The following is a 24,963-nucleotide window of genomic DNA, read 5'->3' on the forward strand; positions in this document are numbered from 1 at the left end:
TTATCGCTACGTTTTATGCATCTTTCGCAAACATTAATTAAAGTTTAGTATTTTTACTCAAATTAAAGAAACCTATATGGAAACTCTTATTGTTGAAGTTGAAAAGTATGTTGTTGATTTTCTGAATAAAAAAGTAGATCAATCATACGTATATCACAATTTAACGCACACAAAAGCTGTTGTTGCCAAAACGCAAGAGCTTATTGAAGGACTTGAAATTGAAGAAACACAAGCAAATCAGCTGATTATTGCCGCTTGGTTTCACGATACAGGATATGTAAACGGAATTAATGACCACGAAATTGAAAGCGTACGAATTGCTACGGAGTTTCTAAAAAAACATAATATTTCAGACGCTGATTTACAAGTGATTAGTGATCTTATTTTGGCAACAAAAATGGGGCGTAAACCTGAAAATCTGCTTGAACAAATTATCTCTGATGCCGATTGTGGACATATTGGAAGCAAAAATTTTGAGGAAGTTACCGAATTGCTTCGAAAGGAAATTGAATTGACGCAAAACGAATCTATTTCTGAATCTGATTGGCTGAAGGAAAATATTAGGTTTTTATCTGAAGATCATACGTTTCACACTACATATGCTTCAAAAAATTGGCAGAAACGCAAAGGAAAAAATCTCGCCAAATTATTGAAAACAAAAAATAAGGTTTCAAAAGAGGTAAAAAAGTTGAAGCAGAAGAAAGCCGAATTGAAGTATAAGAAAACAAAAATTAATACTCCCGAACGTGGAATTGAAACCATGTTTCGTGTTACATTAAAAAATCATATTGAACTAAGTAATATTGCTGATACCAAAGCAAATATACTTTTATCGGTAAATGCCATTATTATTTCTTTGGTTTTATCGACCTTGGTATCAAAGTTGGATAAAGCTGATAACGAACACTTGATTATACCAACAATAATTTTTACGCTATTTACCGTAATTTCGATGGTATTATCTATTCTAGCAACGCGACCAAATGTAACGGAAGGCAAATTTGACAAGAAAGATGTTGAAGCGAAGAAGGTAAATTTATTGTTTTTTGGAAATTTCCATAAGATGAGTCTCCCCGATTTTGAATGGGCAATTGGCGAAGTAATGCAAGACAGAGATTATTTGTATGGATCACTTACCAAGGATTTGTATTTTTTAGGAAAAGTACTGAATAGAAAGTATAAGATTCTGCGATTGACATATTTGGTTTTTATGATCGGAATTATCGTGTCCGTAATAGCGTTTGCAATAGCATTTGCATTGCGTCCAGAAACACTACCAATAATTACTTCATAATAAAAAGCCTTCTGCATATGAACATCAGAAGGCTTTTTAACTATTTTATGGTTTGATTATTTCTATTTGAGTTCTTCCATGAGTTGATCAATAGTTAACGATGATTTTTCATTAAAATCTTCTTGATATATCACTTCTACACGTAACGCACGTAAACCTGAAACTCCTTGTAAATCTTCTATTTCAAGCTTTTCAAGTTCGCCAAAGTAATTTTTGGCTTGCATGTATTTGATATATTTTATGTACTCAAGCGCGTCTTTGTCTTGCGAATATACGATAGCAATTTTTCCAGGCACCGTCAAGCGTTCTGTGGTGTTTTTTATATTCGCTTTATCGATACGTTTTTTAATAATTTCGTAACGAATATTGTATGCGCCATCAACATCAAACTGCTTTTCGTCCATGCGAAATTTAATTGCCAAAGGACTGCTATGCACTAAAATTAAGGAAGCTACTTGTAAATCGTGATCCATTTCTTTTCGGGCATTATGCGCAACTTGTTCCATTTCGTACATGTTTTGCAATTGCCACAAACGCAAGTTGTACAAATAGAGTTTGTGAAATGTTTTGTCTTTTACCAACGATTGTCCAATGTACATGTTGTACTCAACACCATCCGTTTTGTAACGCTCAAAATAATGTGGAAACATGAGTTGTGCTTCTTCTTGTTTTTTATCAATATAAGCTGACAACTTTGTGTTTATAATTGCAACACTATCTTCGTATGCTTTTCGCTTTTCGTACACAACTTTTAGATTTTCATCCAAGCTATTGATGTATTCTGCAATAAGCAAAGCTAGTTTTGAATCTGTTGCTTTTAAGTGATTGAATACAGGATAAATATCTTTCTTTAAAAATTGTAAAATTCCTAATTCATCGCCCGCTTTTAAGCCTTCTTGCGTATCACTTAAATATGTTGATACTCTAAAGATTAACTCTTCATAAATTGGAAGTTTGTGTCGCTTTAAGGCTGCTTCCAATACTCTAATTGCCAATTGCAATTGTTTTGTTAAGTCGTCTTTGATGGCTTCATTGCGTGCCAACGAAGAACCTTTTATATCGCTTTGTCCAAATAGTGGATATATATCTTCGAATACAATATCTTCAATTTGAGGATTTTCTTTGTTTTCTGTCAACTGATGTTGGTAATTTTCAGCGGCATCATAAAAACGCCACTTTACCGAAGGATGAATGGACGTATATTGTTCTTGAATCGTTGCTTCTAAGGTATTTTGAAAATCTTCTGAAGCACGTGAAACAGCCGCTTCAAATACAGGAATAATGTCTCGTAATTTTTGTTGATTTACAGAATTGAGTTCATAAGCTCTTGGCGAAGCAATTTCTAACACCGCCAAATCTCTTCCTTTGGAAGCCAATATCGGAATTAGTATGATACTTTGTACTCCTTGTTCTTTCAGACGTTTGTAAAATCCGTTTTTACCTGAGAGTTCACCATATCTTTCAATATCGGAAATTGCAATTTCTTCGTTCTTTTTGAAGATATGTTCCGTAATTCCTTTGCAGAAAAATTCACTACAAGAAACTTCATGTTCATTTTTAAACAGTAAACTTTCAGAACGTTTTATATGACTTCTAAATGTATTTTTATCTAAGTTTCCAAATACGGAAAATCCTAGTTTTAAATCTCTTATGTTAAAAAATTCACTTAGGTTTTTACGCAAAGAAGCTACCAAGTTGTCATCACTTCTCAACAAGTTTTCTCGAATAGACGACAGCGTTTCATCAAAAGTAACATCAAATAGATTCATAATTCCAAATCCTTTGAATATGTAACTATCTAGTGGAAATTTTTGTTTCCAAACTTCAATATTATCGTAATTATCTAACAATAAGTGAACATCTTCTTTGGTAATTTTCGGCGCATTTTCGGTAGGTATTACTTGGCAAAAATCGCCATTAAAAGCAACTCTGTAATGTTTGGTAATCCCTAAATTTTTATCTGGAATGTCAAAATAAAAAGGTCGTTTTAAATCGATTGTATAGCCGTAACACACATTTAAGATTAATACGCAGGCATGCAAATACAATTCTTTTTCATCTAAATTTCGAGCTGTAAAATCGTACTCGCCTCCTGCATTTTTTAGAATATTTTTGAGTCGATTGGAATATTTAAACGATTGAAACGAAAATGGAATAGTTGCCACTTTGATTTCGTTATCGGTTAGTATTTCTGGAAATAATCCTTCCAAAACTAAATCAATTTGTTCTTCATATTTAGCTAATTTGGAGAAATCAGTAAATCCTTCACGTAATTCAGGATAGTTGTCTAAATATTCTGTTATTTCAATGGCAGATTTATGATATGGATGACTTTCATCCTCCACATATCTACTATAGAAAGATATAACTTGATCAAAACTGATAACCAATTGTAACGGTAAGTTTAAGCTCTGACTTTTATTTTTTTGCCCCATAACATATTCATTTAATTTACAAAGATACAAAATCCTCAGTTTTAAAGGTATTGAAGCGGAGAAACCACTACATACAGAGAAATCGTAAACTTCAAAATAAGATCCTAGTATATAGACGTTTATAGTAGTTTTATGTTACATCATTTGAGTTTTTATTATGTTATTGAGTTATTCTTGTATTAGAAAAAAGTTTTTTCACGATATTTAACTTGTTAAAATATATGTATGTCATCAAAAACCCGCTTGACAAGAGCTTATCTAGAAGCACTCAAAATTCCGTTTGATCACACTGCTAAACTTGTGTTATTTAGCGATTGTCATCGTGGTGATAATAGTTTTGCGGACGATTTTGCCAATAACCGAAACATCTACTTTCATGCGTTAAAGCAGTATTATAAAAAAGGATTTACGTATTGCGAACTTGGCGATGGAGACGAACTTTGGGAAAATTTGAGTTTTGAATCTATTTTTAAAACGCACAAAAATGTGTACATGATTTTAAAAGATTTTCATGAAGATAACCGATTGCATCTCATTTGGGGAAATCATGACATGGTTTATCGTAACGAAAAGTATGTGCAAAAACATTTGTCTACCTATTTTGATCCAAAAACGGGAACCGATAAGCCGCTGTTTACCGATTTGAAATATCATGAAGGAATTGTGCTGAAACATTCCGAAACGGGACAAGAACTATTTTTAACACACGGACATCAAGCCGATTGGTGGAATTATATTTTTTGGAAATGGAGCCGATTTATGGTTCGTGCATTGTGGGCACCTTTGCAAATTATGGGAATTCACGATCCTACAAGTCCTGCAAAGAATTACAAAAATTTAATTAAGGTTGAACGAAGAATTAAGAAGTGGATTATTGATAATGACAATATCATTACGATTACAGGTCATACGCATCGTCCACGATTTCCCAATCCTGATGAAATTTCTTTTTTTAATGATGGAAGTTGTGTGCATCCGCGAAGTATTACAGGAATTGAAATTGAAAACGACGCCATTTCGTTGATTAAATGGTATACAGCAACAACTGACGATGGCATATTAAAGATTGAACGCGAAGTGTTGGAAGGACCGCGAAAGTTGAGTGACTATCAGGCTAGGTTTTAGGTTTGTTGTTTGTGGTTTGTTGTTTGTTGTTTGTTGTTTGTTGTTTGTTGTTTGTTGTTTGTTGTTTGTTGTTTGTTGTTTGTTGTTTGAAAGAAACACTTTTACATTTAAAATTTAGCGTTTTATATTTGAAATTTATTTTAGACTTCCAATTGTTTCACACTTACGTCACACTGAACTTGATTCAGTGTCTCACGCGCTTTTTATGCGATGCTGAATCGAGTTCAGCATGACGAAACTATACTTCACTTTTATCTAATGCAATGACTAATTTATTTTTTTGTTGATGAATAACAACTTCATTTCCTGTTGTAAAACCTAGATTTTCTAACCATTTTCCTTCTAATCGTATTGTTGGAATTAGGATTCTATCGTATTCTCTTTCTCTGAATTTAGAATGTATTTTAAGTTTTCTTGTTTTTTCCATAATAAAATATGTTCGCTATAACGAACACAAGATATGAAAAAAATTATCGAAATTCGCAATAGTGAACATAAAAGAAGAAAAATACCTCAAAAAATTAGGAGATCGAATTCAAAAGTTAAGAATTGCGAGAGGAGTTGACCAAAATTCATTTGCAGAAAAACATGGAATCAGCCGAACGCAATTGTATATGATTGAAAATGGCAAAACGAATCCGCGTTTAATGACTTTACTAAAAATTGCTGATGGACTTGAAGTTGAATTGAGTGAGCTTTTGAAGAATTTAAAAGAAAACAATAATGATTGAAATTATCCTACAAGCGATATTAACCGTAATTTTAAATATCTTATTTTATTTATTTATAAAAAAACGCATTGATCGTTCTATTGAAGAATACAAAATAGCTTATAGTGGTATTTTTAAAGAAAAGATTGAAGTTTATCGTGAAATTTTAGATAAATCTTACCGAATAATGACGTTAGTTGGTCGCTATCATATTTCTTCAAATGAAGATCAAAAAGATGAGTTTCTTAAAGAGATTGAAACTTTTATAAATTACTACTTAAAAAATCAACCCTTTCTATCTGAAAACATGCTCGATAAATTAAAAAAAATACGAGCAGAGTTTCAATTTGTCTTTGATAACTCAAGTATGTATTTCTCTATATCAGATAACAGAGGAATTTCTAAAGAAATGCGAACTGAAATAACTTCAAAATTTTTTGAAGCTGGAAACAAGTTGAAAAAAAATAATTCTTTTGATGAACTGATTAAAGTAGTAGTTAAAGAGATGAGAGAAGATTTAAAAACCGATAAATCATAAACTCTAACTCTCAGGCGCCAACTCCACTTCCAAACCATCCAGTTCAGGTGTCATTTGAATTTGACAACCTAAGCGACTGTTTTCTTCTACGTAGAATGCTTCCGCAAGCATCATGTCTTCATCAACGCTCATTTCTGGCAACTCATGATCGGAATGTACATAACATTGACAAGAAGCACACATTGCCATGCCGCCACAAATTCCAATGGTTCCTTCGGGCGCAAGCTCATACGAACGTACAACTTCCATTAAATTCATTGCCATATCAGTTGGCGCTACGATTTTGTGTGTAACGCCTTCCCGATCTGTTATTTTTATATTGATGTCTTGTGACATGATATTTTACTTTATTGTAAATTTATGACTATTAATTTTCATTTTCTTTGCTTGCCCAAAGAAAACGAAACAAAAGAAAAGGCACTTTTTCTGGCAGGTATTTTTAGTTTTCTCGCTGGAAAACTAAAACCAAAAATGTTTTGCTAAATTTCCTCCAAGGCTTCAAAAATTCTTAACGCAAAACCTTTTCTATACTTCAGAAAAAGAATGAACTACCGACAAACTATTTTCTTTAATTTATCGCTTTTACAACCGCTTTTGGTGCTTCTTTACGAGTTCCGTCAAAACCATCAATTCCGCTTACGGTTGTGTATTTCATGACATATTTTTTGTCAGGAAAGATTCGCTGATACGCACTTTGACACATTAAGGTAGCTTCGTGAAATCCACAAAGAATCAACTTCAATTTCCCTGGATAGGTATTTACATCACCAATGGCATAGATTCCTGGAATGTTTGTTTGATAGTCTAATGTATTGTCAACTTTGATGGCGTTTTTCTCAATTTCCAATCCCCAATCGCCAATTGGCCCTAATTTTGGTGCCAATCCGAATAATGGAATGAAATGATCGGTTTCCAACGTAAATGAATCTTCTCCTTTTTTGGTAATTTCAACACCAGTTACGTGGTCTTCGCCATGAATTCCTGTAATTTCCGCAGGTGTAATAAGGTTGATTTTTCCAAGATTTTTCAGTTCTTGTACTTTTTCAACTGAATCCAAAGCGCCACGAAATTCCGTTCGTCTGTGTACCAACGTTACTTCCGAAGCAACATCTGTTAGAAAGATACTCCAATCCAACGCAGAATCGCCTCCACCAGCAATGACCACTTTTTTGTTACGATAGATTTCTGGATCACGAATGATGTATTCTACACCTTTGTCTTCGTAGTTTGCTAGGTTTTGAATAGGTGGTTTTCTTGGCTCAAAACTTCCCAATCCGCCAGCAATGGCAACTATTGGCGCATGATGTTTTGTTCCTTTATTTGTAGTAACGATGAAACTTCCATCGTCTAATTTTTCAATCGTTTCGGCGCGTTCTCCTAAGGTAAATGTAGGTTCGAACGGCTCAATTTGTTTCATTAAATTGTCTACCAAATCGCCCGCTAATACTTCAGGATATCCTGGAATATCATAGATAGGTTTTTTGGGATAAATTTCTGAGCATTGTCCACCAGGTTGTGGCAAAGCATCTATCAAGTGACATTTTAATTTTAACAATCCTGCTTCAAAAACAGTAAATAGTCCTGTAGGACCAGCTCCAATAATGAGAATATCGGTTTTAATCATTTTTCTTTAAATATATTCTGATACAAAAATAAGTGGCACGTTTGTGTATTTTTATGACATTCGTCAATTATTCCACACTGATTACCTTTTCAATTTGTGGCACATGCTTTTTGATCGTCATTTCAACACCTGATTTCAGTGTCATTTGGTTTACACTACATCCGACGCAAGCTCCTTCTAACTGAACTTTTACCAACGTGTCATTTTCGATTTCAACGAGTCTTATATCGCCGCCATCGCTTTGAAGAAAAGGACGAATTTCGTCTAATGCCTTTTCAACGCTGTCTTTTATTTCTTCACTTGTCATCTTTAATTTTGTTTACGTGATTATTTTTTTACTGCTGAACAACCAGCCATTGTTGTTATTTTTATGGCTTCTGTAGCTGGTAAACTTTCGTTTCTGTTAACTACTTCTTGAACAACGTTTTGTGTTAGTTTTTCAAAAGCAGCTTCAATAAGCGTTGCGGTTTGCATTGCTGCAGGTCGTCCAACATCACCAGCTTCACGAATACTTTGTACTAATGGAATTTCTCCTAAAAATGGTACATCAATGTCTTCTGCAAGGTTTTTAGCTCCTTCTTTTCCGAAAATGTAATATTTGTTGTCTGGTAATTCTTCAGGAGTAAAGTACGCCATATTTTCTATAATTCCCAATACAGGAACGTTTATACTTTCTTGTTGAAACATTGCCACCCCTTTTTTTGCATCAGCTAAGGCAACATTTTGTGGTGTACTTACGACAACTGCGCCTGTAAGTGGTAGCGATTGCATGATGCTTAAGTGAATATCTCCTGTTCCTGGAGGAAGATCGAGCAATAGGAAATCTAATTCGCCCCAAGCGGCATCAAAAATCATTTGATTTAAAGCTTTACTCGCCATTGGTCCACGCCAAACAACTGCCTGATTTGGTTTTGTAAAGAATCCGATAGAAAGAATTTTTACACCATAACTTTCCACAGGTTTCATTTTAGAAACATTGTCAACTTTTACGGCTAATGGCTTTTCGCCTTCTACATCAAACATAATTGGCATGGAAGGTCCATAAATATCTGCATCTAATACACCAACTTTGAAGCCCATTTTTGCTAAAGTAACTGCAATATTTGCCGTCACGGTAGATTTTCCAACACCACCTTTTCCAGAAGCAACGGCAACAATATTTTTGATATTTGGCAATTGTTTTCCTTTTATTTGTGGCTTTTCAGGTGCTTCCACCTTGATATTTACTTTTACTTTCGCTTCCGCATATACTTTTTCGCGCAATACGGAAACGATTTCCGATTCTACTTTTTTACGTGCTTGCATCGCTGGATTTGTGATGATAATGTCTAATACAATTTCATCTGCAAATGTCATGATGTTTCTAACGGCTCCACTGGCAACCATATTTGCACCTTCTCCTGGAACGGTAATGGTACTTAGTGCTGCTTGTATGTCTTTCTTTTCTATTTTCACGAGAATTGTTTTTTTATCAATAATATAAATTGATTCTAAATTGCAAAGATACAGCGAAATGTTTAGAATTAGAAGCCGTTACATTGAAATGATTGATTGTGCAATATGATCTTACTATGATAGATTTTTAGACTTCTTTTTATCGAAAAAAAGCAATTTATATATTTTTTGAATTTATTTTTCTTTTTATTTGTAATGCACATTTCCCCGTCAAAACACATACAACCTACTCATGAAACAACTTTCTTTTTCGTTGCTTTTACTCTTTTGTGTACAAGCAATTCAAGCTCAAATTGCAACTATTGGCGATCCAAATCTCAAAACCGAATTAATTGCCGATGGTGTTGACACCAATGGTGACGGAGAAATTCAAGTCACTGAAGCACTAGCAGTTACTAACTTAAATATAAGCGGCAATCAAACGAGAACTTTTGAAGGTATTGATCAATTTACAAATCTTACAAACTTGACAATCGGATCTTCATCGTATCCTTTTGATGAATATACTAATCTTGATCTCAGAAAATTAACAAACCTTGAAGTTCTGAATTGTTCTTCGGGTATCAATGGAGAAGTGAATGTTTCTGATTTGAATAACTTAAAAATATTAAATGCAGGTGTAGCTACATTTGGTAATATTTCTAAATTTAATTTAACAGGACTCGCTAGCTTAGAAGAATTTTCGTATGCACCAGCTTCTGGTGGAGGATTTACAAATCCATATTTTAATCAGTTAACTAATTTAAAAAAACTCGAAATAAGTAGCAATAGCTTGTCATTTTTAGAAATTGGAAATTTGACGAATTTAGAATGGCTAAGCTGCGCTAATAATCAACTTACTTCACTCGATTTATCAAACATGTCAAATCTAACGGTGTTTTCTTGTACTCAAAATCAGTTAACCTCATTAGATCTTAGCAATAATAACATTACAGGATCATTAAGTTTTGCCTATAACCCAATTACTTCCTTGAATATAAAAGATGGGAATGCAATAACAATTCAAAGTTATTCATTAGAAGCAACGAACATACAAAACGTTTGTTGTGATGCGAGTGAATTAACTGATATTCAAAACAGTTTTACAAATGCAGGATATACAGGTGTTACTTTTGAAACTAATTGTGCGCCGACGCCAAGTACTCCATATTATACCATTCAAGGAAAAAACACCTTAGATAGTAACTTAAACGGTTGTGACGCTGGAGATGATTTTTTACCAACAGTTGAATATACAATTTCTAATGGCACAGATGATGTAATTATTTATACAGACAAATTTGGTAATTATGAGTTTGTTGGAAAAGCAGGAACCTATACCATAACGCCAAGCATTCCAAATACAAATTATTACAGCATTTCTCCTGCAAGTATTACAGTAAATTTTCCAGCAGATGGAACTACGGTTATTCAAGATTTTTGCGTAACGCCAAACGGCGCTCCAATTGTAACTTCACTTTCTACACGATTAAAAAATGATATCCTTGCACAAACAAATGTTGATACGAATGGTGATGGAGAAATACAAATTACAGAAGCCGAAAGCGTGACAAGTTTAACCGTAATAAGTCCAATTATTAAAGGCTTGGATGATTTTATTAATATTGAAACGCTAAATTGTAATGGTTCTTCAATTTTTGCCAATCCTTATAATACAGTTTTTGTGTTATATTTAGATGTAAGTCCGTTGGTTAATTTGAAAAACTTATACGCTTCTAGGAATCGAATTGCCACGTTAGATGTAAGTCAAAATACAAATTTAGAACGTTTAGATTGTAGAGGAAACTTACTAAATTCTTTACTACTAACGAACAACCCAAATTTAACATATTTATCTTGTGGAAATTTTACAGCAAACCCAATTATTCCTCCTGGCGCATATTCTGAGGTAAACAGAAATACGTTTAAGATATTAGATTTGAGTACTAATACGTTACTAGAATCTGTAAACTGTTCGTATGCTACCATGGAAGGAATTGTTTTTGGCAGTAATACAAATTTAGAAACAATTTACTGCATAAACAATGGGCTTACTTCGCTTGATATTTCACAACTTCCAAATTTAAAAACCTTGCATTGTTTTACAAATGATGGTACAAGTAGTTATATTCCAAATAGTGAACCTAATCAACTTGCAGCACTTAATGTTTCTCAAAATGTAAACTTAGAAAATCTTAATTGCAGCAATAACCTTTTAACTTCTATTGATGTTTCGCAAAATAGCAACTTACTTTATTTTGACTGTAGTAACAACCCACTAAACAGTTTTGATATTTCGCAAAATACAGGATTGAAAACTTTAGGTTGTGCCAATGTTGGACTCACCATACTCGATTTGAGTCTGTTTCCAGATTTGTATAGTGTAAATTGTGCTGATAATCAGCTAACAACACTCGACATTTCTCAAAATCCAATACTTCAATATTTGACTTGTCAAAACAACCAAATTACACAGTTATTTGTAAAAAATGGAAATAATTTTGAGACAACCGTTACAGATTATTATGCTAGCTATCATTTTAGATATTCAGGAAACCCACTAGAATATATTTGTGCAGACGAGTTTGAAATTGAAGAAATTTTAAATTATATGCCTTCTAATTTAAGTGTCGCTGTAAATACCTATTGCTCTTTTGTACCTGGTGGAAGCTACAATACTATTGAAGGAACGGTTCGTTTTGATGCCAACGCAAATGGTTGTGATATAAATGACAATCCGTATGAATACTTAAATCTAAACTTGACAAACAGTACAAACGAGACTACAACGATTGCTACTCAAAATGATGGTTCATACAGTTTTCATTTTTCCGATGATGGTGTATACACGTTAACGCCAATTTTGGAAAACCCATTATATTTTACGGTTTCTCCAGCAAGTATTACAGTCAATTTCCCAACTGATGCAAGTCCGTTTACACAAAATTTCTGCATCACACCAAATGTAGTTGCCAATGATGTTGATATTACGTTGATTCCTTTAAATCAAGCCAGACCTGGATTTGACAGTAATTACAAAATAGTCTACAAAAACAAAGGAAATACAACAATAACTGGCGCAATTCAGCTAACTTTTGAAGATGATGTGATGGATTTAGTCATGTCAAATCCAACTGTGACTACACAAGCTGTAAATTCACTTCTGTGGAATTATGCAAACCTATTGCCATTTGAAACACGTGAAATTTTCTTTACAATGAATTTAAACACGCCAACAGATGCTTCTTTCCCGCTAAATTCAGATGATGTGCTTGATTTTGAAGCTACTATTACTCCAATTGTTGCCGATGAAACAATGGACGATAATACAAACACGCTTTCGCAAACGGTTGTAAACTCTTTTGATCCTAATGACAAAACATGTTTGCAAGGAACTGAAATAACAACTGATCTTGTTGGCGAATATGTCGATTATATGATTCGATTTGAAAATACAGGAACTGCCAACGCCATTAATGTGGTAGTAAAAGATGTCATAAACACAACTATGTTTGATCCGAGTACATTAATTGTCACCAATGCAATTCATGCAGTTACTACTCGATTTACGAATGCGAATACTGTTGAATTTATTTTTGAAAATATCAATTTACCTTTTGACGATGCTTCTAATGATGGTTTTGTAACGTTTAAAATAAAAACACTTCCAACTTTAGCCATTAACGATACGTTTGAAAACGAAGCAGAAATTTTCTTTGATTATAATTTCCCAATAGAAACCAACAAAGCAATTACACTTGTTGAAGATACTTTAAACACCCCAAATTTTGAGTTAGACGATTTTGAAATGTATCCAAATCCAGTAAAAGATATGTTGATTATTAAAACAAAAGAAGCGATTGAAACAATAAAAATCTATGACATTTCGGGCAGATTGATACGACAAACTGCATATACAGCAACACAAAATACCATCGAAATTACTACTGCAAAATTTACAACAGGAACGTATTTCATAAATATAAAAACAGTTTCTAATGCTACTCTAGTAAAGAAAATGATTAAAATGTAAACTCTTTACTGTAAAAAAAAACAGTTTTATGTAACACCTTACGCGTTTGGAATTTAATCCCAATGCGTAAGGTGTTTTTTATTAGTAAAAATTGAATTGGAAAAAATTGAATGTTAAAATTCTAAATAAAACGCAATGGTAAGGCATATGTTTTGATGGAAAGTAAACACAACTAATATTTTGGCTCGTATTTGATTTCAAAAAATGTTAAAATATAGTATATTTCCATTCGTTATTTATTGCATATGAAAAACCCTTTACAATTTCCCCTAGTACTTTTATTTTTACTCATTTCTACCATTTCTTTTGGACAAGTAGCTTTAGAAGACTTTTCTACCATTCCTGATTCTTTAAAAACAAAATCTAATGATGAATTAATTGGCTACATCAGAGCGCAACTTGGCAAAGATGATATACAAATTCAAGATGACTTCATTTTGTACACCAATGCAATTTTAGAAAGAGCAATACGTGAAAATAATGCACAAAATATAATGAGGGCAAATTATTATTATTGCTATGTAAAGGAATCTCAAGGAGATTACAAATCTGCGCTGAATTATATGCAAAAAGCATTGGACATTGCAGAAAAAAACAACTTTGGCGACAAGTCTTTAATATTTTTGTATAGAAAAATTGGACTCATGAATTTCCGTATAGGGAATTTTGAAGCTGCTCTTAAAAATTATGTGAAAGAATTAAAAATTGCCAAGAAATTAAAAGAATTTGATCGAGAACTCACGCTTCTACGAAATATAGCATTACTAAAATTAAACACTGGAGACAAAAAAGATTCCTATAGAGTTTTACAGCTGAGCTTAAAAATTATAGACTCTTTAGAAAAGGAAAATTATCCAAAGGCTGTACAAGAGCGAATAGGCACTATGATGGCATTAGGAAAAAATTACACTGCATTTGGACAATTAGATAAAGCTTTAAAAACCTATCAAGATGCATTTGAACTTTCAAAAGAAGAATTTCCTAAACAAAGTACATTACTAAAAGCAGGAATAGGAAATGTGCTCACATTACAAAAAAAATATACCGAAGCAATTCCTTATTTAGACACTGCTGAGCAATTAACAGATTCTCTGAATATCGCAGATTTAAAACCTTTTATTTATTTGCACAAAGGAAATAACTTTTTTGGTTTAAAAAAATATACACAAGCAATACAAGAGCTCACTAAAGTAGATTCTATCATAAAGAATTCAAAATATCCGCCTTCAGAACTTCAAGCTTGTTATCCAACATTAGCAAAATGTTATGATGCTTTGGGCGATTATAAAAAATCGAAAGAAAACTATGAAAAATATATTGCTTTAGATGCTAAAAATGACAATCTGAAATTGGATATCGTGAGCACCATATATGAATTGTATGATATTGACTTTTTGGAAGCGCAAATTGAAGACTTATCAGAAGATGCTGAGAAAAAGGAGAAATCTTTAAGTGCTACAAAATTGATTATTATTATTTTAATTGTTCTTATCATATTTCTATTTGCGTATTTTCAATACAAAGCACGTCAAAATCAAAAACGATTTGAAGCTTTACTCAACAAATCTACCAGTGTCAAAAAATTAACACCTATTACAAAAACAGAAAAGATTGATCGTAAGAAATTAATCCCAGAAGAAAAAGCAGCAGAATTGTTGGCTAAACTTGAAAAATTAGAGCGCCAAAAGGTATTTTTAGATCAAAATTGTACCATTGCTTGGTTGGCTAAAAAATTAGGAACCAATGCTTCGTATGCTTCTATTATTATCAACGATTATCGACAAAAAAAGTTCCCAGAATATCTTTCCGAATTACGAATTGATTATGCTACAGAACGCTTAAAAGAAGATAGCAAATTCCGTTCGTATACCATAAAATCAATTGCTAAAGATGTTGGTTATAAATCGTCGGAAGCCTTTTCAAAAGCGTTTAAAAAGATCAATGGCATCTACCCTTCTTACTTCATTAAAAAACTAAATGAAAAAGCCCAAAATGCGGCGTAAATTCATGAATATCGATTGCCTTTTCTTGCGCAAACCCTGTAAACTCAATATGTTTGCCCAAGAATAATTCCTCTAACATAAAACAAATTATTATGAAAAAAATGAAAAAATTAAACCTAAACAAAGTGCGTATTGTATCATTGAAAAACTTACAATCAATTCATGGAGGCTCAACTGTATGCAACCCAACGGGTCCTACTGATCCTACTGGTAGTTTACTTTGCACAGCTGAACCTACAATTGGTCCTGGCACCTGTCCTTCTACAGGACTTACCTACGGAGGAAATGATGGCGGAACTTTAGATGCGTGGTCAACTCAGCAAACGCAAACAACGCAAGACGTTAGTAAGGTATTAACAGAATGCGAATTGGCACCTATATAATAGTGAACGTACATCTCGTAAAAATTCCTCATGAGAGCATAATTCCCCTTAACATTAAAACTGATTATTATGAAAAAAATGAAAAAGTTAAACTTAAACAAAATTAGTATAGTATCATTGAAGAACCTAAATGCAATTCATGGAGGTAATTCTGGGCAAGGCGCTCCTGATACAAATACTTGTCAAATTCAATATTCTATGGATCCTCTCATTGATTGTGACTCTACCGGAATTACCTACGGCGGAAACGATGACGGATCTTTACAATCGGCTCCATTGCCACAAACACAAGCGTGTAGTATGGTATTAACCGAATGTGAATTGGCACCAATGTAATAAAGATAGTAATTGTTATTTCTTTAAATTTGGAGAATCCCTTGAAAGCTTTTTAGGTGAGTTTTTGAGGGATTTCCTCTTTTATAACTCCTTAGCAGGATCCCAAAAGTATTTTTCAAGGTTTTGAATTTGATTGTCTACAACCTCAACACCTTCACTTTCGAGCAATTGTTGCATTAAGTTTGTCCCTTGAAAATGGTGTTTTCCCGTTAGTAATCCTTTTCTATTAACAACTCGGTGCGCTTGTATATCTTCATGTTTTCCCGAACTATTCATTGCCCAACCTACCATACGCGCACTTCTTGCCGCACCTAAGTATTTGGCAATAGCGCCATAACTGGTAACTCTTCCATACGGAATTAAACGAGCGACTTCGTACACACGTTCAAAAAAGTTTTGATTTTCAGGTTTCATATATTTTTATGATTTAAAAAAGATACGAATGAGCGTAATAATCACTAAAACGAGCATTAAAAGACTCAAAATATAATCAGAATATTTAGAAAACTTCCCCGAATTTGATTGCGATTTGTCAAAATAAAACACATACATATACAACATGGCAAAGGTTCCTAAACCTGCTGCCAATACAAATACTACAATGTATGGAATGGTAAATTCCATTAAACCAGAAACATTCCACAAAGCGTTTAACCCAGCAAAGTACGGAATTGGCAATACATTTAATGTAGCAAGAAAAACACCTTTAAAAAAGCTTCCCTTTTTACTCGCTTTTACTCTTCGGATGGTTTTCCCTTTTTTCTTCTTTGCTATGACAAAAAAGTAAACACCCAATAGCACAAAAATAATCAAAGCAACTTTGAGCAACGTATCAATAACTTCTCTGTTTTTGTAGAGATATTTAGAAATCAATACCGCAATAATAGCTTGAATTACAACAATTAACGATGCACCTACAGAAAAGATAACTCCGTTCATTTTCCCTTTTTGTGTACTTATTTTTGCAGCAGTAATATTAATTAACCCTGGCGGTACAACACCCAAAAGTGCAGCCGAAAAAGTGATAAAAAAGAGAATAATGAAATCAGTCATTAATTACTTAATTTTGAAGTGAATATAAGTAATCGCTTTGTTTACTTCCAAATATTGTGACTCATAAAATGTTTGAATTTCTGTAACTTCCGCTGGACTTCCTTCGTTTACATATACATTGTGGTTTGCGTACAACACTTCGTGTCCCGCGCCATGCAAGAGTCCAAGCGTGTATCCGTGCATAAATTCGCTATCCGTTTTTAAGTGTACTGTTCCTTCTTCATTAAGGACTTTTTTATACCGTGCCAAAAAGGCTTCATTTGTCATTCTATGCTTGGTACGTTTATATTTTATTTGCGGATCAGGAAAAGTAATCCAAATTTCAGACACTTCATTTTCTTCAAATAAGCCTTCTATTAGTTCAATTTGTGTTCTAATAAACGCTACATTATTCATTTCATCTTCTACCGCCGTTTTTGCACCACGCCAAAATCGAGCTCCTTTGATATCAATTCCTATAAAGTTTTTTTCTGGAAACTTTTTTGCCAAAGCCACCGTATATTCACCTTTTCCACAACCTAATTCGAGTACAATTGGTGCGTCATTTTTAAAAAAGTCCGTATTCCATTTTCCTTTCAATGGAAACGCGTTCCCTACAATTTCTTCACGCGTCGGCTGAATTACATTCGAAAATGTATCGTTTTCTCTAAAGCGTTTGAGTTTGTTTTTACTTCCCACAATGTTTTCTTAATATTTTGACAAAACTAAGGAAATCTTGCAGACCTTTTTATATTCTTATCTTTGATTTTATGAAGAATTCTAAAACTATTCTTGTAGCGCCATTAAATTGGGGTTTGGGTCATGCGACGCGTTGCATCCCGATTATACGTGCCTTACTCGCGCATAATTTTACGCCGATTCTTGCTTCTGATGGAATTGCCTTGCAACTCTTGCAGAAAGAATTTCCAAAATTGGAAACCATAACACTGCCTGATTATCAAATTGAATATGCCAAAAAAGGGAAGCATTTTAAGCTGAAAATGCTCAAAGATTCTCCAAAAATGCTCAAAGCGATTTCTAAAGAACGGAAAATTATCAAGAAATTAGTGAAAGAACGTGATTTCTGCGGCATCATTTCAGACAATCGTTTGGGTGTGTACAGTAAAAAAGTGCCTTCCGTTTTTATCACGCATCAACTGAATGTATTGAGTGGAAAAACTACTTGGTTGAGCAGTAAGCTTCATCAACTAATTATAAAAAAATTTACAGAATGTTGGGTTCCCGATGTTGCTGGAAAACCAAATCTTTCAGGGAAATTAGGGCATCTAAAACACAATTCGCTTCCACTAAAATATATAGGTCCGTTGAGTCGTTTGCTTCCGCAAGAATTGCCAAAGGTATACGATTTAATGGTTATTTTATCGGGTCCTGAACCACAACGTACCATGCTTGAAGAAAAATTATTTGAAGAGGTAAAGCATTTTGATGGAAAGGTAGTTTTTATTCGTGGAAAGGTAGAAGCCAAACAAGAACAGTTTCAGTTTTTGAATTGTGATGTGTATAATTTTATGCAAAGCGAACAGCTCGAAAAAGCATTTAATGAAAGTACTTTGGTATTGAGCAGATCAGGCTATACAACCGTAATGGATTTGGCAAAGCTGGAAAAGAAAGCCTTTTTTATTCCAACACCAGGACAGTTTGAACAAGAATATTTAGCAAAGCGTTTGCAGAAACAACAAATTGTTCCAATGGCGACACAAGATGAATTTTCTATTGACCAATTGAGCAGCGTTGCCAATTTTAAAGGACTGAGTAGTTTTACGCATGAGGAAGATTATAAAAGCTTATTCAATCTTTTCCAAAGTAAATGAAAATTCTGAACCTACATCAGCTTCACTTTCTACATATATTTTTTCATTGTGCGCTTCAATGATGTGTTTTACAATGGAAAGTCCAAGTCCTGAACCGCCTTCTTTTCGGGCTCTACTTTTGTCAACACGGTAAAAACGTTCAAATAGTCGTGGAATGTTTTCCTGATCAATTCCTTCTCCATTATCTGTAACACGGACAATAACTTTATTTCGAATTAAGTTTTCAATACTTATTTCTGTAGTTCCGTTTTCGCGTCCGTATTTGATGGAGTTTACAATCAAATTTGTCAATACTTGCTGAATACGTTCTTTATCGGCAGAAACCATAATTGGATTGGCGTACGTCATGTCGAAAGCCAGTGTAATTTTCTTTTTGGCCGCTTTCATTTCGAGCAAATCGAATACACTTTGCACCAACTCAATAATGTCAAACACTTCTATATCCAAGTTTAAATCTCCCGTTTCTAACTTGGTAATCATGTCTAAATCTTTTACGATATAAATAAGACGTTCTACACCTTTTTCTGCGCGATTTAGATATTTTTTACGAATGTTTTTATCATCCATAGCACCATCAAGCAACGTTAAGATATAACCTTGCACGGTAAATAATGGTGTTTTTAATTCGTGAGAAACGTTTCCGATGAATTCTTTTCTGTAGTTTTCTCTAATTTTTAACGTTTCAATCTCTAATTTTTTGTTTGTGGCAAACTTTTCAATTTCTTTCGTAAGTGTTGCCATATCTGTGGTAATTGGATGATTTTGAAAATCACTCACATCTAATAAGGTAACATCATCATAAATACGTTTTACGCGCTTGTAAATAAAACGTTCTACTCTGAATTGTATGATAAAAAAACAGAAGGTAAAACATACCACCATAAAAATTATAGGAATAAAATAGTTTTCTATTCCAAAAAAGTACAGCAATATGCTTAGTGAAAACGTTGTAAATAGTGTAATATACAACGTGGATCGCAACGCGAATTTATATGATCTTTTTAGCTTTCTAGTCATCTATTATTGTACGTACTTATAGCCTACACCTTTTACAGTTTTAAAGTGGTTTTCGCCAATTTTTTCGCGTAGTTTTCTAATATGAACATCTATGGTTCGTCCACCTACAATGACTTCATTTCCCCAAACTTTATCTAAAATTTCTTCTCTTTTGAATACTTTACCTGGACGAGATGCTAATAATGAAAGTAGTTCGAATTCTTTTCTTGGTAGAATGATTTCGTTACCGTCTTTTACAATTTTATATTCTTCTCTATTGATTACAATATTACCAACCGTAAAAATCTGAGAACTTTCTTCTTCTCGCTTTAGTCTGCGCAACAATGCTTTTACTTTACTTACCAATACTTTTGGCTTTATGGGCTTTGTAATGTAATCGTCTGCACCAGCATCAAACCCAGCAACTTGTGAGTAATCTTCTCCACGTGCCGTTAAAAATGTAATGATAGTATTGGCAAGGTTTTTATCTTTTCGGATTGTTTCACACGCTTCAATTCCATCCATTTCTGGCATCATCACATCCATGATGATTAAGTGTGGTTTTACTTTTTTTGCTTTTGCAATAGCTTCCACACCATTTGCAGCTGTTGAGAGTTGATATCCTTCACTAGATAAATTATATCCAACAATTTCGAGTATATCTGGCTCATCATCAACCAATAATATTTTAATATCCTTTTTTTTCATTTGCGTGTTGTTTCGATTTAAGTAGTTGATTTTGTTTTTATTAAACAATAGCTATGCACTATTTCAGCACTTCAAAAGTAAAGATAAAATTAAAAACTGAAAGCAGTTAACACTCATTTAATATCATAACATTAAGCTAACATACATATTACAAAGTTTTAACCTGCAAGTAACACCATCTTTACACGCTGCACATTTCTTTGCACTGTGAAACAAAAACACAAGATGAAACAAAAAATTACAGTTACGATTCTCCTATTAATTACTTGCTTTGTAGGATTTGCACAAAACGGTTCTATTGCCGGAAAGGTGCAAGATAAAGAAGTTAATAATGATCCTTTACCATTTGCCAATGTTTCTATTAAAGGAACAACAAAAGGAACAACTTCTGATTTTGATGGTTTATACCAAATTACAAACGTTGAGCCAGGAACTTATACTTTAGTATTTAGTTTTGTGGGATACGAAACAAGAGAAGTTCCGAATGTAATTGTGAATCCTGGAAAAATTACAACAGTAGATATTATTTTGGGTGCAAATGCTGCCAGCTTAGACGCCGTTGTTATTACCGCAACTACACGTAAAGTGTCTGAAGCGGCATTATTATTAGAACAAAAAAAGGCAGTTGATATTGTACAAAGCATTGGTGCTGAGGAATTAGCCAAAAAAGGTGTGAGTGATGCTGCAGGAGCTGTTTCTAAGATATCTGGTGTTTCCAAACAAGAAGGATCGAGCAATGTATATGTACGTGGATTGGGCGATCGATATTTAAATACAACATTTAATGGATTGCCGTTACCATCAAACGATATCAACAAAAAGAATATTGAGTTGGGTTTATTTGCTTCTGATGTTATTGAAAATGTTTCGATTAGTAAAGCATATTCTTCAAAACAATATGGAGATTTTGCCGCAGGTAATGTAAATATCAATTCAAAAGAATATAAAGGAAAAGGATACATTGAAGCTTTTAGCGGAACAAGTATCAATACAAATGCAATTGGTAAAAACTTCGTAGTGAGTGAAGGTTCAGGATTTTTCGGAGATTATGCAAGACATAACCAAAATCCTTTTGCTGTTATTTTATCTCACGGAGTTGATCCAGAAGATGTAAGCGCGCCAATTGATGTAAACTTTGGAATTTCTGGTGGAAAATCGTGGGATTTTGAAAATGGTGCACGTTTAAGCTTCTTCGGAACGGCTTCTTTTGAAAATGGATATGAATATAGAAGAGGAGAAGCAACCGATTTTACAACTGTGGAAAAGAAAACATTTGAAGATGCTGAAGAGTACGAATATAGTACGACAACAACTGCAATGGCAACGTTAAATTATAAAATTGACGATGCTAATAAATTAAAATTCACCTCTTTATTTATCAACAGTTCTACAAATGAAGTGGGATACTTCGGAATTGATGGAAATGGTAGAGATAGAGACGCAATTTTGAATACGGATGAAGGTTTCTATCAAATGAACGCACAGTTTGACCAAAACCAAGTGTATGTAAATCAATTGATGGGTAACCACAAATCAGGAAAATTTGAATTGGATTGGGCTGCAGGATATAATGTAGTATATGCAAAACAACCAGATCGTAGACGTATTACGGTTGAAAACTATCAATTTGCTTTGGATAGTGATCCAACGACGAATCCTACATTTTTTAGCAACGTAGATTATGACAACCAACGTTATTTTCAAGATATTGACGATACAGAATTCAACGGACGTTTAAACTTAACGTACGATGTAAATGAAAACTTCAAACTCTATTTTGGCTACAACGGAAGAAGTAAAGAGCGTAACTTTGAAAACATTCGTTATGGGTACGACATTATAGATTCTGATTTCCCAGTAGATGTAAATAATTTAGATGCAGTATTTACACCTGCAAACTTAAACTTAACTAGTGGAGGAATTTACGAAATCAAAGTAATTAACACCTTCCCAGGATTGAGCAATACTAACCGACCTGGAAGTGCTGAAAACACATACACAGGAAACCTAGACTTATTTGCAGGATATGCAAATGCTGAAATTAAAGTTGGCGAAAAGTGGTTATTTGTTCCTGGACTTCGCGTAGAATCGTTTGACCAAAGTATTGCATATGATGTAATTAACTTAGGAAACAACGGAAATGCAACTGCTAGTGCCTACGAAAACTTCTTCTTACCAAGTTTAAATATTCGTTACGCACTGACAGAAGAGCAAAACTTACGTTTATCAGCAAGTAGAACAGTTTCACTACCAGAATTTAAAGAAACTGCACCGTTTGTATACATTGATGTAACCAACAGAATTGGTGGTAACCCTGACTTATTAGGATCAAGCAATCCAAACTTTATCAATGTATCAGATGTTGCCTATTCTAACGTGCTAAACTTCGACTTAAAATATGAGTGGTTTTTTGGAAAAGGAGAAATCTTCTCGCTATCCGCTTTCGCAAAACAAATCTCAGATCCATTAAACCGAGTAGTTGCGTTTGATGCTACAGGAACACAGCGTTATTTCCGTACAGGAGAAAAAGCAGATGTTTTTGGTGTTGAACTTGAAGTAAGAAAAAATCTTTTAGAAAATGCAGATGAAGAAACGGTACTTTCGGCAGGATTGAATGCTACATTTATGCACACAGAACAAGATTTATACGATGTAATTCAAGGAACATATAGTGTAAACTTTAGAAACAGCACAGAACAATTACAAGGAGCTTCACCATTTATTATGAATGCTGATATAAGCTACTCGCCTGAACTTTCTGGTAACTACAAACCAACAGGAAACCTAGTTTTCTCATACTTTGCTGACCGAATTGACGCTTTAGGATCTGGACAGTTAGGAAACATCATTGAAAAATCGGTTCCTACCTTAGATTTCATCATGAGAAATGAAATAACAGAAGACTTCGAAATCAACTTTAGCATCAGAAACTTACTAAATCCTGACATAAAATACATCCGTGAAACTACAGGTGGAGACGTTTTAGTAACTTCTACTAACGGAAAAGGAGTTTCAGGATACGACAGAGGAAGAAACTTTGGATTACAACTAAAATATAAATTTTAACAAACACAATTAAAGAATACAACTTAAACAAAAAAACAATGAAAAATCGCATACTATTTGGATTCGCACTTTTAGGAGCATTAGTTATGACTTCTTGTGCATCAGACGACACTGCTGATATCAACATTACTGATAATAGTGTTGTAAACAATACGACAAACCCAGGAACTCCAACTACTGGAAATACAATTTTCTTATCAGGAACATATACAGAAGATTTAGACTTAGACGCAAATAACAACTACAAAGTAAACGGATCATTAATCATGGCTGCTGGAAGTACATTACGTGTACCTGCTGGTATGACAGTTGAGGCTTTAGCTGCTGGATCTGACGTGTATATTGCAATTTCACAAGGAGCCAAAATAGAAGCTATTGGTACGGCTGACAATCCAATCGTATTTACTTCTGATGCTTCTGCACCAGCTGCTGGAGATTGGGGAGGATTAATTATCTTAGGTAGTGCGCCAATCAACTCTGTATCAGGTAATGCTACAGCAACTTCTGAAATCGCAAGTTTACCTTACGGTGGAACTGACGCAACTGACAACTCTGGAAGCTTACGTTATGTGCGTGTTCAGTATTCTGGTGGATCGGCTGACGGACAATCAGAAAACAATGGAATCTCTTTCTACGGAGTAGGAAACGGAACAACTGTTGAGTACGTTCAAGTATTTGAAGGAAAAGATGATGGAATCGAATTTTTTGGTGGAACAGTAAACGTTAGTTATGCTTCTGTAGTAAATGCTCAGGATGATTCAATTGACTGGACAGAAGGTTACACAGGAACAATTACAGATGCATACGTAAAGCACGGAGCAGATCATGACAAAGGAATAGAAGCTGACGGATTTAACACAGATATCGGAAACAACTCAAACCCAATTTACTTCTCTAATCCTACAATAAACAACCTTACAATTATTGGTTTAGGATCTGCAACAAGTAGCGAAGCTATTCGTTTAAGAGCTGGTACTAGAGCTACATTCACAAATGTTCTATTAGAAGGATATGGAGAAGGTTTTGACTTAGATGGAAACGATACAGATAGCCCAACAGGTGTTGGTGTAACAAGTGGTGCAACTACAGTTACAGATATCTTATTTACAGACATTACATTAAAAGTAAAAAATGATACAGGAGTAATGTTTAATGATGCTGATTGGATTTCAGGAGACGGGAACGGAACAGGAACTGACTATGCTACTTGGGGAGCTGGTTGGACAGTAGGAAACTAATACTTAAAAAAATATTGTAAAAAAACACTTTCATATGAAAGTGTTTTTTGTTTTACACACTAAGACTTTTGTTATCAAATGGTTAAAACAACGTACAAATACGTAAGTCTACTTCGCTAATTCGACTTCTTTTGTATATTTGTATCACATTATTATAAATAGTTAAAACACAACGT

At 33.8% G+C, this 24,963-nt stretch carries 22 protein-coding genes; 11 read left to right on the top strand and 11 right to left on the bottom strand.

Annotated features, from left to right (window positions below; all coding sequences use genetic code 11):
- Positions 1 to 76 precede the first annotated feature (76 nt).
- Positions 77 to 1,294, top strand: a complete 1,218-nt coding sequence (locus tag AA089_RS07385) for a Pycsar system effector family protein (protein ID WP_046756294.1) — start codon at positions 77 to 79, stop codon at positions 1,292 to 1,294.
- 62 nt (positions 1,295 to 1,356) lie between these two features.
- Here AA089_RS07385 and AA089_RS07390 read toward each other — a convergent pair whose 3' ends face one another.
- On the bottom strand, positions 1,357 to 3,729 hold the full coding sequence (locus AA089_RS07390; RefSeq protein WP_046756295.1) for a GAF domain-containing protein: 2,373 nt from the start codon (positions 3,727 to 3,729) through the stop codon (positions 1,357 to 1,359).
- 225 nt (positions 3,730 to 3,954) lie between these two features.
- Between AA089_RS07390 and AA089_RS07395 the strand changes: the two genes are divergently transcribed.
- Entirely contained in the window at positions 3,955 to 4,854 is a 900-nt protein-coding gene (locus AA089_RS07395; protein ID WP_046756296.1) for a metallophosphoesterase family protein, read from the top strand.
- A 238-nt stretch (positions 4,855 to 5,092) separates the two neighbouring features.
- Here the strand turns inward: AA089_RS07395 and AA089_RS07400 are convergent, their stop codons facing one another.
- Positions 5,093 to 5,281 carry a SymE family type I addiction module toxin gene (locus AA089_RS07400; protein WP_046756297.1) on the bottom strand — a complete coding sequence of 63 codons (189 nt, stop codon included), beginning with the start codon at positions 5,279 to 5,281 and terminating at the stop codon, positions 5,093 to 5,095.
- A 61-nt stretch (positions 5,282 to 5,342) separates the two neighbouring features.
- Between AA089_RS07400 and AA089_RS07405 the strand changes: the two genes are divergently transcribed.
- Together AA089_RS07405 and AA089_RS07410 are read left to right on the top strand one after the other, a co-directional pair.
- A complete protein-coding gene (locus AA089_RS07405) occupies positions 5,343 to 5,585 on the top strand; it encodes a helix-turn-helix domain-containing protein (protein ID WP_046756298.1) in 243 nt (80 codons plus the stop codon).
- On the top strand, positions 5,578 to 6,102 hold the full coding sequence (locus AA089_RS07410; protein ID WP_046756299.1) for a hypothetical protein: 525 nt from the start codon (positions 5,578 to 5,580) through the stop codon (positions 6,100 to 6,102). Before AA089_RS07405 ends, AA089_RS07410 begins: the two co-directional genes overlap by 8 nt.
- A 3-nt stretch (positions 6,103 to 6,105) precedes the next feature.
- On the opposite strand, the gene AA089_RS07415 is transcribed toward AA089_RS07410, so the two are convergent.
- The 4 genes from AA089_RS07415 to AA089_RS07430 all read right to left on the bottom strand — a co-directional run bounded on the left by AA089_RS07415 (position 6,106) and on the right by AA089_RS07430 (position 9,181).
- Positions 6,106 to 6,438 carry a 2Fe-2S iron-sulfur cluster-binding family protein gene (locus tag AA089_RS07415; protein WP_046756300.1) on the bottom strand — a complete coding sequence of 111 codons (333 nt, stop codon included), beginning with the start codon at positions 6,436 to 6,438 and terminating at the stop codon, positions 6,106 to 6,108.
- A gap of 232 nt (positions 6,439 to 6,670) precedes the next feature.
- Entirely contained in the window at positions 6,671 to 7,726 is a 1,056-nt protein-coding gene (locus tag AA089_RS07420; protein ID WP_046756301.1) for an NAD(P)/FAD-dependent oxidoreductase, read from the bottom strand.
- Positions 7,727 to 7,793: 67 nt separating this feature from the next.
- Entirely contained in the window at positions 7,794 to 8,033 is a 240-nt protein-coding gene (locus tag AA089_RS07425) for a NifU family protein (RefSeq protein ID WP_046756302.1), read from the bottom strand.
- A gap of 20 nt (positions 8,034 to 8,053) precedes the next feature.
- Positions 8,054 to 9,181: an Mrp/NBP35 family ATP-binding protein gene (locus AA089_RS07430; RefSeq protein ID WP_046756303.1), complete on the bottom strand. Its 1,128-nt coding sequence runs from the start codon at positions 9,179 to 9,181 to the stop codon at positions 8,054 to 8,056.
- Between the two features lie 232 nt (positions 9,182 to 9,413).
- On the opposite strand from AA089_RS07430, the gene AA089_RS23605 reads away from it, so the two are divergent.
- The 4 genes from AA089_RS23605 to AA089_RS07450 all read left to right on the top strand — a co-directional run bounded on the left by AA089_RS23605 (position 9,414) and on the right by AA089_RS07450 (position 15,915).
- Entirely contained in the window at positions 9,414 to 13,193 is a 3,780-nt protein-coding gene (locus AA089_RS23605; protein ID WP_053002267.1) for a T9SS type A sorting domain-containing protein, read from the top strand.
- Between the two features lie 245 nt (positions 13,194 to 13,438).
- Complete coding sequence (locus AA089_RS07440) at positions 13,439 to 15,196, top strand: tetratricopeptide repeat protein (RefSeq protein WP_046756304.1); 1,758 nt, start codon at positions 13,439 to 13,441, stop codon at positions 15,194 to 15,196.
- 92 nt (positions 15,197 to 15,288) lie between these two features.
- Complete coding sequence (locus AA089_RS07445) at positions 15,289 to 15,579, top strand: hypothetical protein (protein WP_046756305.1); 291 nt, start codon at positions 15,289 to 15,291, stop codon at positions 15,577 to 15,579.
- A 69-nt stretch (positions 15,580 to 15,648) separates the two neighbouring features.
- On the top strand, positions 15,649 to 15,915 hold the full coding sequence (locus AA089_RS07450) for a hypothetical protein (RefSeq protein ID WP_046756306.1): 267 nt from the start codon (positions 15,649 to 15,651) through the stop codon (positions 15,913 to 15,915).
- Positions 15,916 to 15,996: 81 nt separating this feature from the next.
- On the opposite strand, the gene AA089_RS07455 is transcribed toward AA089_RS07450, so the two are convergent.
- From AA089_RS07455 to trmB, 3 genes are read right to left on the bottom strand one after another with little or no spacing between them, the layout of a single operon-like run.
- Positions 15,997 to 16,329 (bottom strand): MGMT family protein, encoded by a 333-nt coding sequence (locus AA089_RS07455; protein ID WP_046756307.1) that lies wholly within the window; start codon positions 16,327 to 16,329, stop codon positions 15,997 to 15,999.
- 6 nt (positions 16,330 to 16,335) lie between these two features.
- A complete protein-coding gene (locus AA089_RS07460; protein ID WP_046756308.1) occupies positions 16,336 to 16,968 on the bottom strand; it encodes a lysine transporter LysE in 633 nt (210 codons plus the stop codon).
- Positions 16,969 to 16,971: 3 nt separating this feature from the next.
- The gene (gene trmB / locus AA089_RS07465; protein WP_046756309.1) at positions 16,972 to 17,646 is read right to left on the bottom strand and encodes a tRNA (guanosine(46)-N7)-methyltransferase TrmB; all 675 of its coding nucleotides are present in this window, start codon (positions 17,644 to 17,646) and stop codon (positions 16,972 to 16,974) included.
- A gap of 71 nt (positions 17,647 to 17,717) precedes the next feature.
- On the opposite strand from trmB, the gene AA089_RS07470 reads away from it, so the two are divergent.
- Positions 17,718 to 18,779, top strand: coding sequence for a glycosyltransferase (locus AA089_RS07470; RefSeq protein ID WP_046756310.1), 1,062 nt, complete (start codon positions 17,718 to 17,720; stop codon positions 18,777 to 18,779).
- Here the strand turns inward: AA089_RS07470 and AA089_RS07475 are convergent.
- Together AA089_RS07475 and AA089_RS07480 are read right to left on the bottom strand one after the other, a co-directional pair.
- On the bottom strand, positions 18,753 to 19,796 hold the full coding sequence (locus AA089_RS07475; protein WP_046756311.1) for an ATP-binding protein: 1,044 nt from the start codon (positions 19,794 to 19,796) through the stop codon (positions 18,753 to 18,755). The genes AA089_RS07470 and AA089_RS07475 overlap by 27 nt on opposite strands.
- Positions 19,797 to 19,799: 3 nt before the next feature.
- Positions 19,800 to 20,483: a response regulator transcription factor gene (locus AA089_RS07480; RefSeq protein WP_046756312.1), complete on the bottom strand. Its 684-nt coding sequence runs from the start codon at positions 20,481 to 20,483 to the stop codon at positions 19,800 to 19,802.
- Positions 20,484 to 20,708: 225 nt separating this feature from the next.
- Here AA089_RS07480 and AA089_RS07485 point away from each other — a divergent pair, with 225 nt between their 5' ends.
- Together AA089_RS07485 and AA089_RS07490 are read left to right on the top strand one after the other, a co-directional pair.
- A complete protein-coding gene (locus AA089_RS07485) occupies positions 20,709 to 23,549 on the top strand; it encodes a TonB-dependent receptor (RefSeq protein WP_046756313.1) in 2,841 nt (946 codons plus the stop codon).
- Between the two features lie 38 nt (positions 23,550 to 23,587).
- Positions 23,588 to 24,787 carry a hypothetical protein gene (locus AA089_RS07490; RefSeq protein ID WP_046756314.1) on the top strand — a complete coding sequence of 400 codons (1,200 nt, stop codon included), beginning with the start codon at positions 23,588 to 23,590 and terminating at the stop codon, positions 24,785 to 24,787.
- Positions 24,788 to 24,963 lie beyond the last annotated feature (176 nt).

The organism is Kordia jejudonensis, from assembly GCF_001005315.1.
Classification (GTDB): domain Bacteria; phylum Bacteroidota; class Bacteroidia; order Flavobacteriales; family Flavobacteriaceae; genus Kordia; species Kordia jejudonensis.

What these genes read in the sequence shown, in the direction of transcription:
- AA089_RS07385 (WP_046756294.1), top strand. Translation starts at nt 77, where the DNA reads ATGGAAACTCTTATTGTTGAAGTTGAAAAGTATGTTGTTGATTTTCTG.
- AA089_RS07390 (WP_046756295.1), bottom strand. Translation starts at nt 3,729, where the DNA reads ATGGGGCAAAAAAATAAAAGTCAGAGCTTAAACTTACCGTTACAATTG.
- AA089_RS07395 (WP_046756296.1), top strand. Translation starts at nt 3,955, where the DNA reads ATGTCATCAAAAACCCGCTTGACAAGAGCTTATCTAGAAGCACTCAAA.
- AA089_RS07400 (WP_046756297.1), bottom strand. Translation starts at nt 5,281, where the DNA reads ATGGAAAAAACAAGAAAACTTAAAATACATTCTAAATTCAGAGAAAGA.
- AA089_RS07410 (WP_046756299.1), top strand. Translation starts at nt 5,578, where the DNA reads ATGATTGAAATTATCCTACAAGCGATATTAACCGTAATTTTAAATATC.
- AA089_RS07415 (WP_046756300.1), bottom strand. Translation starts at nt 6,438, where the DNA reads ATGTCACAAGACATCAATATAAAAATAACAGATCGGGAAGGCGTTACA.
- AA089_RS07420 (WP_046756301.1), bottom strand. Translation starts at nt 7,726, where the DNA reads ATGATTAAAACCGATATTCTCATTATTGGAGCTGGTCCTACAGGACTA.
- AA089_RS07425 (WP_046756302.1), bottom strand. Translation starts at nt 8,033, where the DNA reads ATGACAAGTGAAGAAATAAAAGACAGCGTTGAAAAGGCATTAGACGAA.
- AA089_RS23605 (WP_053002267.1), top strand. Translation starts at nt 9,414, where the DNA reads ATGAAACAACTTTCTTTTTCGTTGCTTTTACTCTTTTGTGTACAAGCA.
- AA089_RS07440 (WP_046756304.1), top strand. Translation starts at nt 13,439, where the DNA reads ATGAAAAACCCTTTACAATTTCCCCTAGTACTTTTATTTTTACTCATT.
- AA089_RS07445 (WP_046756305.1), top strand. Translation starts at nt 15,289, where the DNA reads ATGAAAAAAATGAAAAAATTAAACCTAAACAAAGTGCGTATTGTATCA.
- AA089_RS07450 (WP_046756306.1), top strand. Translation starts at nt 15,649, where the DNA reads ATGAAAAAAATGAAAAAGTTAAACTTAAACAAAATTAGTATAGTATCA.
- AA089_RS07455 (WP_046756307.1), bottom strand. Translation starts at nt 16,329, where the DNA reads ATGAAACCTGAAAATCAAAACTTTTTTGAACGTGTGTACGAAGTCGCT.
- AA089_RS07460 (WP_046756308.1), bottom strand. Translation starts at nt 16,968, where the DNA reads ATGACTGATTTCATTATTCTCTTTTTTATCACTTTTTCGGCTGCACTT.
- AA089_RS07470 (WP_046756310.1), top strand. Translation starts at nt 17,718, where the DNA reads ATGAAGAATTCTAAAACTATTCTTGTAGCGCCATTAAATTGGGGTTTG.
- AA089_RS07475 (WP_046756311.1), bottom strand. Translation starts at nt 19,796, where the DNA reads ATGACTAGAAAGCTAAAAAGATCATATAAATTCGCGTTGCGATCCACG.
- AA089_RS07480 (WP_046756312.1), bottom strand. Translation starts at nt 20,483, where the DNA reads ATGAAAAAAAAGGATATTAAAATATTATTGGTTGATGATGAGCCAGAT.
- AA089_RS07485 (WP_046756313.1), top strand. Translation starts at nt 20,709, where the DNA reads ATGAAACAAAAAATTACAGTTACGATTCTCCTATTAATTACTTGCTTT.
- AA089_RS07490 (WP_046756314.1), top strand. Translation starts at nt 23,588, where the DNA reads ATGAAAAATCGCATACTATTTGGATTCGCACTTTTAGGAGCATTAGTT.